The organism is Streptomyces sp. NPDC001056, assembly GCF_053598955.1.
On the sequence record NZ_JBSFLI010000001.1, the window covers coordinates 201,637 to 213,993 of the forward strand.

General features: G+C 73.2%; 10 protein-coding genes. 2 read left to right on the forward strand and 8 right to left on the reverse strand.

The features are described 5' to 3' along the window. Window positions 1–2 precede the first annotated feature (2 nt). On the reverse strand, window positions 3–1,148 hold the full coding sequence (locus tag ACWDD7_RS00960) for a hypothetical protein (protein ID WP_450455517.1): 1,146 nt from the start codon (window positions 1,146–1,148) through the stop codon (window positions 3–5). Between the two features lie 383 nt (window positions 1,149–1,531). Here ACWDD7_RS00960 and ACWDD7_RS00965 point away from each other — a divergent pair, with 383 nt between their 5' ends. Further along, a complete protein-coding gene (locus ACWDD7_RS00965) occupies window positions 1,532–2,050 on the forward strand; it encodes a hypothetical protein (protein ID WP_450455519.1) in 519 nt (172 codons plus the stop codon). 20 nt (window positions 2,051–2,070) lie between these two features. Here ACWDD7_RS00965 and ACWDD7_RS00970 read toward each other — a convergent pair whose 3' ends face one another. After that, window positions 2,071–2,508, reverse strand: a complete 438-nt coding sequence (locus ACWDD7_RS00970; protein WP_450455521.1) for a PPOX class F420-dependent oxidoreductase — start codon at window positions 2,506–2,508, stop codon at window positions 2,071–2,073. A gap of 317 nt (window positions 2,509–2,825) precedes the next feature. Between ACWDD7_RS00970 and ACWDD7_RS00975 the strand changes: the two genes are divergently transcribed. Next, window positions 2,826–5,876, forward strand: a complete 3,051-nt coding sequence (locus tag ACWDD7_RS00975) for a tetratricopeptide repeat protein (RefSeq protein WP_450455522.1) — start codon at window positions 2,826–2,828, stop codon at window positions 5,874–5,876. 277 nt (window positions 5,877–6,153) lie between these two features. Here the strand turns inward: ACWDD7_RS00975 and ACWDD7_RS00980 are convergent, their stop codons facing one another. The 6 genes from ACWDD7_RS00980 to ACWDD7_RS01005 all read right to left on the reverse strand — a co-directional run bounded on the left by ACWDD7_RS00980 (window position 6,154) and on the right by ACWDD7_RS01005 (window position 12,202). After that, entirely contained in the window at window positions 6,154–6,879 is a 726-nt protein-coding gene (locus tag ACWDD7_RS00980; protein ID WP_450455523.1) for a hypothetical protein, read from the reverse strand. Window positions 6,880–7,175: 296 nt separating this feature from the next. Then, window positions 7,176–8,375, reverse strand: a complete 1,200-nt coding sequence (locus ACWDD7_RS00985; protein WP_450455525.1) for an NAD(P)/FAD-dependent oxidoreductase — start codon at window positions 8,373–8,375, stop codon at window positions 7,176–7,178. 96 nt (window positions 8,376–8,471) lie between these two features. Further along, the gene (gene sigJ, locus ACWDD7_RS00990) at window positions 8,472–9,428 is read right to left on the reverse strand and encodes an RNA polymerase sigma factor SigJ (protein WP_450455527.1); all 957 of its coding nucleotides are present in this window, start codon (window positions 9,426–9,428) and stop codon (window positions 8,472–8,474) included. 96 nt (window positions 9,429–9,524) lie between these two features. Next, the gene (locus tag ACWDD7_RS00995; protein WP_450455529.1) at window positions 9,525–9,716 is read right to left on the reverse strand and encodes a hypothetical protein; all 192 of its coding nucleotides are present in this window, start codon (window positions 9,714–9,716) and stop codon (window positions 9,525–9,527) included. Between the two features lie 454 nt (window positions 9,717–10,170). Next, a complete protein-coding gene (locus ACWDD7_RS01000; RefSeq protein WP_450455531.1) occupies window positions 10,171–11,433 on the reverse strand; it encodes an MFS transporter in 1,263 nt (420 codons plus the stop codon). Window positions 11,434–11,449: 16 nt separating this feature from the next. Continuing rightward, a complete protein-coding gene (locus ACWDD7_RS01005; RefSeq protein ID WP_450455532.1) occupies window positions 11,450–12,202 on the reverse strand; it encodes a GntR family transcriptional regulator in 753 nt (250 codons plus the stop codon). Window positions 12,203–12,357 lie beyond the last annotated feature (155 nt).

Here is a 12,357-nt window from a genome sequence, read left to right on the forward strand (position 1 = left end):
GGTCAGCCCTGGTAGACCGGGCCGAGCCGGTCGAGCGTGAAGTGGGCGTCGGGGGTGACGGGCGCCTGCGGAGCCCTGACCTCCATGAGGGTGTAGCGGCCGCCGACCAGACCGGAGACGATGACCGTGGCGGCCGAGGTGACCTCCCGGCCCTCGGCGCAGCTGGGCTGGCAGACCACCTCGGAGACGACGCCCTGCGCGGTGGCCGTGGCGCTGCCCCAGTCGGTCCAGATCAGGTCGTGCAGCATGCCCTTTCCGTCCCCGCAGAACAGCAGGAGCGAGACGGGCTCGGACAGGGGCTTGCCCTCGCAGTCGTTGATCGTGCCGGTCCGCCTGGTCCGCTGCGGAGTGGGAGGGGGCGGTGCCTGGCTGGTGGGCGTCGCGGGTTCCGGGGAGGGGTCCTGCTCCTCGCTCGGGTCCTCCTGCGGGGTCGTCTGCTGCTGCGGTGTGTCGTCCCGCGTCGGCTCCAGCCGGGTCGGCGCGCTGGTCAGAGGGGCGTCCGCGGTACGGGTGCCGCCACCGCGGCCCGGCACCAGGAGCATCAGCGCCGTGACGACCACGCCGACGAGCACCGCGGCCACGACCACGAGGGCGAGCCGGGCGCCAAAGAGGCCGCGCGGCGGCGCCTCGACCGGGGTGTCCGAGGGCGCAGCGGTGTCGCCGGGAGCCTCCCCGGGGGTGGACAGCTCGTCCACCTCGACCGTCCAGACGGGCGGCTCGGGCGTCAACGATCCGACGAGCGCGAGGAGTTGGGCGGGCGTCGCCCGCTTCTGCGGGTCCTCGGCCAGGCACACGGCGACCACCTGCCGCAGTCGCACCGGCAGCTTGCCGATGTCGGGCCGCAGGCTGCTGACCCCGGTGTACGCCGTGACCAGCAGCATCCCCAGGGCGACCATGTCGGCCGAGGGCGCGTACGACCCGCCGCCGCGCTCCGGCGCGTCCCCGGTCAGCCGGGGCCCGCTCCGCGTCAGCAGCACGTTCCCGGCCCGCACGTCCCCGTGCACCCGCCCGGCCCGGTGCAGCACCGACAGCGCCCCGGCCAGCCCCGCCGCGATCCACAGCACCGCGTCCTCCGGCAGCCCGCCGGCCGTGCCGACGACCTGCGCGAGCGAGGGCGCGGGTCCGGCGGCGGCGTCCTTCCGCGCCAACTCCCCGCCGCTGCGCGCGCCCGCCCGCCCGGGCCCGTCCCCTACCGGATCACTGCCCGGACCGCTCCCTGCCGAAGGCCTCATCCCGTCCCCCATGACCAGAAAGAAGTTTCAGGACGAGTCTGACCAAAACCGACCCGGGCTACAAGGACTTGGACACCCATGGGTACCGCCCTTCGATGCGGCGGGCCCGCAACCACCACTCCTCCGGCCGATGCCATGGAGGCCTTCGCCGTCGGAGACTCCAAGCCCAGGAGTCAGGGCCGCGCGCCGCGCACGAGGGGCGCGGGGGCCGCAGCCGCGGCCTCGCCCCCTGGTCCGAACGCCCGCCCCGCACATCGGGCCGTCCCGCTCCGCCGGGCGGCCCGCCCTGGAGGAGCCCGATGGCCATCACCGCCGCCGCACAGCCGAAGCTCAGCAGCCAGGGCTGGCAGGGGCACTGGCACGGCTTCGTCTGGATCGGCGCCCCGCAGCGGTACGCCCGGGAGGGTGACCGGCGACCGGCGCACGCCGTCCAGCCCGCTCCCGAGGCGGACCACGCCGACCGCTACCGGGAGGCCGCCGGCGAGTTCGTCGGCGGCGGCCTGCCCCCGCTCATGTCCGGTCACTGGCTGATGAAGCGCGGGCAGCTCGCCCGTGAGCGCACCTGGACCGACGTAGGTGACGCGGTCGCATGGCTGAAGCGGCACTACACCGGCAACCCGCCGTACGAACGGCCGGACGGGGCACGGACGTACGTCGAACTGGACGCCAAGGTCGGCTACGCCGTGGACGTCCTTCCGCGCGGCGTCGATGTCAGCTGGGTCCACTACACCCCGTCACGCACCCTGCTCTCCGCCTCGGTCGTGTGCTGCCCCAACCTCTTCCACCCGGCTCTGGCCTGCCCGCTTCCGCCGTCATGAGCCACAGGCCGCCCACCGGTTCACGAGGGAATGACCCCCGCCCGGAACGGCTCCACCCCGAGGATGTGCCGCACCTTCTCGGGCTCCACCAGCACATGCACCCGCCGCTCCCCCTCGACCAGCCACGGGTAGCTGTCCAGGCCCAGGTACTTGCGGGCCAGCCGGTCCATGCCGCGTTCGGCCTCGTCGCCCTCCACGAGGCGTACCACGCGTCCGGAGATCTGGACGCGGTCGTAGGGGTTCTCGGCGTCGGCGTGGGACAGGTGGACGCGGGGATCGTGGCGGAGGTTCTCCTCCTTGATCCGGCCGACCGAGGTGTTGAAGACGATCAGTCCGTCCTCCAGGCCCACCCACATCGGCGTCACATGCGGTGCCCCGTCCGGCGTCACCGTGGCCACGAACCAGAAGTTCGTCCCCGCCAGGCGCTCCCGTACCCGCTCGGTCAGCTCCGCCCCCACGGCCGTCCCTTCCTTGATCGTCTCTGCTCGACCACTGTGGCACGGCGGCCGTCCGGCCGGACCTCGGGTTCCGGGAAGGTCGTGTGAAGACCGCCGGCGGGCCGCGCGCGTCCGATTCCCGCCACGCCGCGCGGCCCGGGAGGCCGTCCGCCGGCCCGATCCCCCCGGAAAGCCCAGCCCCGGGCCGTGGGCCGGTGAAAATATCTTGTTTATCGGTCAAATTCAGGATCGCGCGGTGTACGCGTAGCCAGTGTCGCCGGGATCGTGACACCCTCGTAGGCCCGGCCCGTACAGGTCCTACCGGCGGGAGGACTCTGGTGGAGTTCGAGATACGGCTCTCAGGTTCGGTCGAGGTGCGCGTCGACGGGCGGGCCGGAACGTTGGGGCCCACCAAGACGAGGCTCGCCCTCGCCTCGCTGGCCTGGGACGCGGGGCGGCCCGTGAGCGTCGACAGCCTGGTCCACCGGATCTGGGACGACCATCCGCCGGCCACGGCCCGGGAGACGCTGCACGCCCATGTCTCGCGGGTGCGCCGGGCCCTGCGCGCCGCCGACCCGGACGCGCCCGCCCTCACCAGCCGGACGAACTCGTACGTGCTGCACGCCGACCCCGACCGCGTGGACCTGCGGGCCCACACCAGCTGCGTCGAGCAGGCCCGAGCGCTCAAGGGGAGCGACGACGGCGCGGCCCTGCGGCTGCTGGAGCGGGCGGACGCCCACTGGCACGGCGAGCCGCTCGCCGGGATCTCCGGGTCCTGGCCCGATCACCTGCGCGCCACGGTGGGCGAGACGAGTCTCATCGCCGCCATGACGCGCGCCGAACTCCTCATGAACGCGGGTCGGTTCGCCGAGGCGGTGCCTGTCCTCGTGCCCCTGGTGGACGAACACCCCGTGGACGAGGCGCTGGTCGGGCTGCTGGCCGTCGCGCTGCACGGCGGCGGTCGTACGGCAGAGGCGACCAAGCTGCTGCAACGCACCCGGCAGCGCGTCATCCGGGACATCGGCCTGGACGGCGGGCGGCGGCTCCACCGCATCCAGGAGGGAATCCTCGCCGGTGCGCCGGCCGGCGCGCTCCACGGGCACGGCCCCCGCGCCACGCCCGCCGCCCGGCCGGCCCGGCCCGTGCCGGACAACCTGCCGCGGGACGTGCCCTGGATCGGCCGCCGCGAGGAGTTGCGGCGGCTCACCTCGGCGCTGTGCGAGGGCGGGGACGAGGCCGGTGCCGTGGTGACCGTCGAGGGGATGGGGGGCGTCGGCAAGAGCAGCATCGCCGTGCACATCGCGCACCGGCTGGCGGACCGGTACCCGGACGGCCGGTGCTTCGTAAGGCTCGCCGGCCAGGCGCCGGGGCGGGCGCTGACCACGCTGCTGCGGGTGCTCGGTCCGGAGGGCAGGGAACTGCCCCAGGACACCGAGGAACTCATCGCCATGTGGCGGTCGTCGGCACGGGACCGGCGGATGCTGGTGATCCTCGACGACGCCCGGTCCTCGGAGCAGGTACGGCAGCTGCTCCCCGGGGCCTCGCCGACCGCCGTCCTCGTGACCAGCCGCCACCGGCTCACCGGGTTGCCCGGCGCGCGGTCGGTGCCGCTCGATGTGCTGCCCCCTGACGACGCGGTCGCCCTCTTCGTACGGCGGCTCGGCGCGGGCGGGCGGGCCGGCCAGGGCGACGGGAGCGACAAAGGCGACAGGGCCGATATCGTGGACATCGTGCGGGTCTGCGGGTATCTGCCGCTCGCCATCGAGATCGCGGCGAGCCGGCTGCTCGCCAGGTCGTCGTGGACCGCCGCCGATCTGCTGCGGCAGCTGACCGCCGGAGCCGGTGGACTGGACGAACTGCGCGACGGCGAAAGGTCATTGGAGCATGTGTTCGCTCTCTCCTATCGCGCGCTGAACGCCGAACAACAGCTGGTCTTCCGGCGGATCAGCCTGCACGCCGGAATGGAGTTCGGGTCGCACGCGGTGGCGGCGCTGACGGGTCTCCCCCTCGCCGCGACGGAACGGGCCCTGGAGCAGCTTCACACCCGGCATTTGATCGCCGAACCGACTCCGCACCGGTTCACCATGCACGATCTTCTGCGCAGGTACGCGCGTTCGCTCAGCGATCCCGAACACACGGAGTCGCGGGCCGCGATGTCCCGGCTGGCGAAGTTCTATATGGGTGCGGCGGATCGCGCGGACCGTCTCGTACATCCCTACCGATCCCGTATGAGCCTGGACTCCGACGATTTCATCATGCTGCCGGAGATCGACGACGTACACGCGGCCGAACAATGGCTGACCACGGAAAGCGGCAACCTCTCGGACACCCTGGAGTGGATCAGCCGACACGGATCGGAACGGCAACTCGCCCTGTCGGTAAACGTGTTGACTGGCCTCCTCGACATGCGCGGCCATCTGGCCACGGCCGAACCGCTGCTGCAACGGGCCGTCGACCACTGGGCCGCCGCCCAGGACCGGGAGGCGCGGGCGCGGGCGCTGCTCGACCTCGGCGTGGCGCGCGGCCATCACTCCCGCTACGAAGAGGCGATCTCGGCCGCACGGGAGGCGCTGGAGTTGGCGCGGGCCCTCGGGGACACCGAGCTGGAGATCGAATGCGTCAACCAGATGTGCATCCCGTTATGGCAGACCGGCCAGTACAGAATGATGCAGTCGCTGCAAGAACAGATCCTTGATTCCCTGTTGCAAACAGGTGACTCCCTTCAGATCGCCCGCAGCTACAACGTCCTGGGAGTCACCCACCTCCATCTGTCGGAAATCGACGCGGCGCGCCATCACTTCAACTCCGCACTGGCCGAATTCACCGCCATAAACCACGAGCGGGGGATATTCAGCACACTGAACAACATGGCCGAGCTGGCCACGAGAACGGGAGATCCGAAGGCCGCCGAGCAGGCTTACCGAAAAGCCATTTCCCTGGCGTCGCGAAGGTCCGACAGAAGGGAGCTGGCAACGCTCCGGATGAACCTGGCCAACGCACTCATCAGCCTGGGGAACACGGCCGAGGCACTCACGCTCGCACACCACAGCCTGGACTATTTCCGCACCGTCGGCGACCGGCGCAGAGAGGCCATCGCCCTCAACCGGATCGGCCGGGCACACCGCGCCGCCGGCCGCAGCGAGCAGGCCATACCGTTGCACGTCGCCGCGCTCACCCTGGCTCGGGGCATCAACGCCGCGGGCGAGGTGGTCGACGCGGCCCACGACGCGGCCCTGGCCCACCAGGACACCGGACGCACGGCCCAGGCTTTGGCATATGCCAGTGAAAGTTTCAAAATGAGTATGCGAATTGGCGCCCACGCCGAAGCGGCCCGCGCCTCGCAGACCCTTGCCGCCTTGCGCACCACTCCGCGGACATCGACCGGGTGACCAGCCCTTTCACTCATTACGCAGGAGCATTTGGAGTTGGGGCCACAGTGGCGCTATGAATAGCGCATACGCGATCTTGGGCGGTCGGCACCCGATACCCATGCGCGTGAATCACACTGCCCCAAGCGCAAGGAAGAAAGTCCGTGAGCAAGACTCCCCTTTACGTGGTCATGACATGCATGCTCTTTCTGATAGCGAATCACTTGCCTTCGATGCTGCCCTATTCCTGAGCACCGGTACGGACACGCAGGCCGCCCGCCCCCACCAGGGCGGCCCCTCACACCCGCACCAACTCCAGCCGCCCCGGATCCACTTCCATCCGCAGCGGCGCCCGCACCTCCCGTACCGGGATGCCGTCCACGTCCAGGCGGTGCGCTCCCCACGCCCGTTCGAAGCGCAGTCGCCGTACCCGCCGTACGCCGAAGGACTCTCCCCGCACCTCCAGCAGCCCCGAGCCCGTCACCGTGACGCTGAGGCGCCGGCCCCCCGGCATGGTGATCTTCTCGTTGTCGAGGATGAGGCGGATGGGGCCGGGGTCCGTGTTGAGGGAGACCAACTCCACGCGGTCCAGGGCGAGTTCATAGCCACGACCGGCGAGGTGGATGCCGATGACGTCCTTGCGGCGGGCCGTCCCCGGCACCCCCTCAAGACGGTCGGTCAGCAGCGGGAGGCGCCATAACGCCGCCGCCCGCATCGCCTGCTCCGGCCGCACCCCGGGCGTGTGCGCCAGCAGGCCCACCGTCCGAGGGGGCAGGCCGTGGCGGGCGCCGCCGCGCTCGCCGGGTTCCGGGACCGGACTCAACTCGGCACTGGAGATGCCCCGTTCGGCCAGCCGGGACCGGAGTGTGCCCGCGCGTTCACGGTCGGACTGGTGGCGGCCGCGGACGACGCCGAGGGTGGAACGCGTCACGGGGAGGGTCGCGACCACCCGTACGGCGGCGGTCAGCAGACGCTCGACGCCCGGCGGATGGCGGTGGGTCGGAGGCGAGGTCGAGGGCAGCATGCGGCTCCTTGCGCGCTCGGGACGGAACGCACGCGGCCTGCTCCACGGCTCGGCCCACGGCGGCACCCGGTCGTTCAACCTCTAACGTAGTGCGAGAGCGCGGCCGGTGTGAAGCCGCGCCAAGAGCGGGTGAACCCGGGCCGACTCCCCTGTGTCGGCGCTGTGTCGAGGGACTTTCCAGGCCCTCCTCGGTCGCGAACGCCTCCGCGATCGCCCGCCCGGGACACCGGGATCGAGCATCTGCGCACGGCCACCGACCGGAGCCGACCGACCTGGCGGAACGGGCGGTACGGCGCTCAGGCCGCCGTCCCCACCACCGCGTCCCCCACCCGCTCCTGGCGCGGCACGACCCGGCGCGCCCGGCTCGGCACCAGCAGGGGGTGCGCGACGCCCCACGTGGCGGCCTTGCAGATCGCCTCCTTGTAGCGGGCGGCGAGGCGGCCGGTCAGGGCCCGGTCGACGGCGCGGTCGTCGGCGGTGACGAACTGGATCAGTCCGTCACTTCGGCCCAGGGAGACGCACTGCTGGAAGTACCGCACGGCCGTCACCGGCACCTTCCCGCCGCTGAGCCGCGCCGCGATCGCGTCGGCCGCCTGCCAGGCCGCCGGTACGCCCGAGGCGCACGACATCCGCAGCGGCTTGTCGCCGGGGCCCATGGCGAGGGCGGCGTCGCCGACGGCGTACACCTCCGGGTGCGAGACCGAGCGCATCGAACGGTCGACCACGATCTGCCCGTTGTCGCCCGTCTCAAGGGTGGTGTCCCGCGCGATCGGGTGGACGGCGAAGCCCGCGGTCCACACGGTGGCCTCGGACGGGAGCGACACGCCGTCGGCGGTGGTGACGTGGCCGGCCGCCACCGCGTCGACGGCGGTGTGTTCGTGCACGGTGATGCCGAGCCGGTCGCAGACCTCGCGCAGATGGCGGCGGCCCTTGGGCGAGAGCCCGTCGCCGAGGCCGCCGCGCACGGCGAGGGCGATGTCGAGGTCCGGGCGGGCCTCGGCGAGTTCGGTCGCGGCCTCCAGGCCGGTGAGCCCGCCGCCGACCACCACCACCGGCGCGCCGGCGCCGAGTTCGGCCAGGCGGGCGCGCAGTCGCAGCGCGCCGGGGCGGCTCGCGATGTCGTGGGCGTGCTCGGCGACGCCCGGGACGCCCTGGTCGTGCCACCCGCTGCCGAGGGCGTAGACGAGGGTGTCGTACCGCAGTTCCTCCCGGGTGCCCCGCTCGCCGGTGACGGTCACGGCCCTGCGCTCGGCGTCCACGGCGGTGACCCGGGCGAGCTTCAGGGTGACGCCGGTGCCGGTGAACATCGCGTCGAGAGGCCGGGGCGGCAGGTCCTGACCGGTCGCGAGCTGGTGCATCCGGACGCGCTCGACGAAGTCGGCCTCGGCGTTGACGAGGGTGATGGCGACGTCCTCACGGCGCAGCCGGCGGGCGAGGCGGCCGGCGGCGATGGCTCCGGTGTATCCGGCCCCGAGGACGATGATGCGGTGCTGCATGGCCTGCTCCTGTCGGTCGTGCGGGGTTCCGCGAGCGGTTCGCCCCTTGAACCGGGCGGCCCGCCGTTCCCTGACAGGAGCAGGCCGTGAGCCGCGTCACAACGAGGTCAGAAAGGCCCTCATCGCGGGTTCGCCGTGCTCGCCGGCCGCCCACCGACGGGTGGCGCGCTCCAGCTTGTCCGGGTTGACCTGGCTGCGGAAGGCGGCGATGCCCTGCTCGGTGATCTCCGGGCAGGTGATGCCGATGACCCGCCCGTCGAGCACCGCCACGAGGGCGGGGGCGCCGTTGACCACGGAGACGTACACGTCGGGCGAGCCGCCGACCAGGTTGCGCTTGGCCTTGCCGGGCTTGAACAGGCCCCGCATGAACGTCGCGACCGCGCGGGCGCCCTCGAACGCCCGGGCGCGGGCCGGCACCTTGCCGCCGCCGTCGCCGATCGCGATGGCGTTCTCGGTGAGCAGCCGTACCAGCGGTTCGGTCCGGCCGCTGGTGGCCGCGGCGAGGAACTCGTCCACGATCCGCCGCGCGGCCGCCTCGTCGATCTCGGCGCGCGCCCGGCCGGCGGCGACATGCTTCCTGGCGCGGTGGTGGATCTGCTGGCTGGCGGACTCGGTGAGGTCGAGGATGCGGGCGATCTCCCGGTGCGGGTAGTCGAAGGCCTCGCGCAGCACGTACACCGCGCGCTCGTTCGGGGTGAGGCGCTCCAGCAGGGTGAGGACGGCGTACGACACCGACTCGCGCTGCTCCGCGGTGTCGGCGGGGCCCAGCATCGGGTCCCCGGCGAGCAGCGGCTCGGGCAGCCACGCCCCGACGTAGGTCTCGCGGCGGGCGCGCGCGGAGGTGAGCTGGTTGAGGCACAGGTTCGTGAGCACCTTGGTCAGCCAGGCCTCGGGGACCTCGATGCGCCCGGTGTCGGCACCCTGCCAGCGCAGGAACGTCTCCTGCACGGCGTCCTCCGCCTCGCTCGCCGAACCGAGCAGGCGGTAGGCGATGGCCTCCAGACGGTGTCTGGACGCCTCGAACCGGTCCACGTCGTCCACGGTCAGGGCCATGACCGGGATCCTAGCCCGCACCCGGTGAACTCGTCCTCGGGAAAAAGCCGGTGGCCCACCGGCCCGCGGTGGGCCACCGGTTCCCGCGGTGCTCGGTCAGCGGCCGGTGCGGCCGTCCGGCGCGGGCAGGTGGGTGCGGTCGGGACCCGCGCCGGGGCCGGCCGCCGGGCGCCCGGCGGGTGTCTCCCCGCCCGTGGTGCCGCCGTACAGGCTGAGCAGGCCGGGCGAGACGTCCGGCGCGGCTGCCGAGGTGAGCGTCGCGAGGTGGCGACGCGTACGAGAGTTCAACGAGCCCCCCAGGAGTGAGTGTCGTCCGCCGCGGGCGTCCGGGCCCGGCGTGCGGCCGTCTCGGGACGGATGGTGTCCGGCGCGCGCGGAGGACCGCGCGGCATGTCCGGCGATCGTGATCGCCCGTCGGCAGCAGGACGGTAGGTGAAGGGCGCGGGCGAGACCGGTGAGGCCGCCCGCACAACGGGTGAACGGCGTGCGGTACGACGCGGGGCACTCGGCAGCCCCCGGGGGGGGACTCGACGCCGAACGGGCGGGGTCGGTCGCGGGGGTGCCGAGGACCCCGTGCACGGCGGTCCGCGCGTCGGCGTGGTCGCCGCGGGACCGGCCGCCGCGGTACTCCACGTTCAGGTCGCCGCCGATCGGCACCGGGCCGTCGGCGCCATGTCGGCCTCCGGAGGCCTTGATCCGGCTTGTGGCGCCGTCGCGTTCACCCGCCGGCTGTGCGCACCGCTCATGCGTCGACCCGCAGCGGCCCCGGCACGTGCCGCAGGACCCGCAGCGGGGACAGGAAGGCGGGGAGGAAGCTCAGGGTCATGCCGGTCGCGGCGATCAGCAGGGTGGCCGGCGCCCCGAACGCCGTGCCCGCGGCACCGCCCAGCAGACCGCCGAGCGGGAGGCCGCCCCAGGAGACGAAACGGGCGGTGGCGTTCATCCGGCCGAGCAACCCGTCCGGGGTGAGGGCCTGTTGGAGGCTGGACTGGGCGACGACGCGTACCACGCCGCCGAAGGACAGCGCCGACAGACCGGCCGCCGCCGCGTAGAGGCCGGCCCCGGGGTGCGCGAGGGGCATCAGCGCGGTCAGCGGGCAGGTGGCCAGCGGTGCGAGCCAGATGACCGTTCCCCGCCCGATCCGCCGCGCGATCCAGGTCGCCGAGAGGGCGCCGAGGAGCGCGCCGCAGCCCATCCCGGAGAGGACCAGGCCGACGCCGGTCGCGTCGAGCCCCACCGTCCTCCGCAGGAACAGCAGAAGCATGGTCTGGTACATGGCCAGGGAGAGGTTGAAGAGCGCGTCGCCGAGGACGGTCGCGCGCAGGGCCGGGTGGGCGAGCACGAAGCGCAGGCCCTCCAGGACCTCACGGCGCAGCCGGCGGCGGGTGCCGGCTCCTGCCGGCTTCCGCTCGCGGCCGCGGATGGCGAGCGCCAGCAGCGCCGACAGGGCCATCCCGGCGGAGCTCGCCACGAGCGTCGTGGCCGGTCCGAAGCCGCCCACCAGGGGGCCCGCGAGCGCCGGGCCGCCGATGCCGGTCGCCGAACGGACGGCGGAGAGAGTGGAGTTGCCCTCCAGGAGCTTCGCGCGGCCGACCAGATGGGGCAGGTAACTGGCGTAGGAGACGTCGAAGAAGACGGTGAGCAGGCCGTGGACCAGGGCGACGCCGTACAGCCACTCGACGGTCAGCAGGCCCGACCACCGGGCCGCCGGGACCGAGAAGAGGACCAGGGCCCGCGCGAGGTCGGCGCCGATCAGTACCTCGCGTTTGCGCACGCGGTCCACCCACGCGCCCGCCGGGAGGCCGACGAGGAGCGAGCCGGCCGTGGTGGCCGCGGTCAGCAGGCCGACCTGGAACGCGTCGGCGTGCAGGGTGGCGAGGGCGACCAGGGGGAGCGCCAGGAAGACCACGCGGTCGCCGAGTTGGCCGAGGGCGGTGGCGGCGAAGAGGAGGCGGAAGTCACGGTCGCGCAGGAGGCCGGTCCGGTGACCGGCGTGGGGGGACAAGGGAGTTGGTCTCCGGTCATCTCCGGTCGATCCCGAACTCGTAGACGACTTCTCGTCGTACGTCCGGGATGACGATGTCGGCGGTCTCCACCGGGCGGCCGTCGCCGTCGTACAGCGTCCGCTCGATCAGGAGGACCAGGTCGCCGAGGCCGATGCCGAGCAGGTTGGCCTGCTCCCGGGTGGCGCGGGCCGGGCGGGGCAGCTCGGCCACCGTCTCGACGGTGATCCCGATGGACCGCATCCGCTCGACCACGCCCTTCCCGGCGAGCGGCCCCTTCTCGGGCAGCACGATCGGGGTGCCGCCGGTGATCGCCAACGGCTCCCAGGAATGGGAGAGCTGGACGGGCTGTCCGTCGGCGAGGAACTCGTAGTGCGTACTGACGCACGGCTCGCCGGGCGCGATGGCGAGCCGCTCGGCGATCGCCGCGGGCGCCGGGAAGCGCACCCGGGTGTGGGCGTCCCACGTGCCGGCCCGGCCGCGCTCCGCCAGGCCGGTGGCCGGGTGTCCGGGGCGCCCGTGACGGCGCGCCCGGATCATCGGCAGCCGCTCGCGCGGCGCCCGTACGTACGTCCCCGACCCCGCGCGCCCTTCGAGCAGGCCCTCGGCGATCAGCCGGTCCACGGCGCGCTGTACGACGTTGCGCCCGACGGCGTACTCGACGGCGAGCCGCGCCCGGGACGGCAGGCGCCCGCCGATCGCCCACTCCCCCGCGCGGATCCGCGCGCGCAGCGCGTCGGCCACGGCGAGGTAGGGCGCTTCTCGGGGCATGGGCGGCTCTCCGGTTCGCTGGGGTTCGGGCAGCGTCGGAAAGCTACTGCACGGGCGAAAAGCTGCTGGAGCAGCAATGCGCTCCGTGGCTGTGGCGGGGGGCGCGGGAGGCGGGGCGGCTTTCTTCCCGGCCGTCCGTCCGGCCGTCGTCCCCC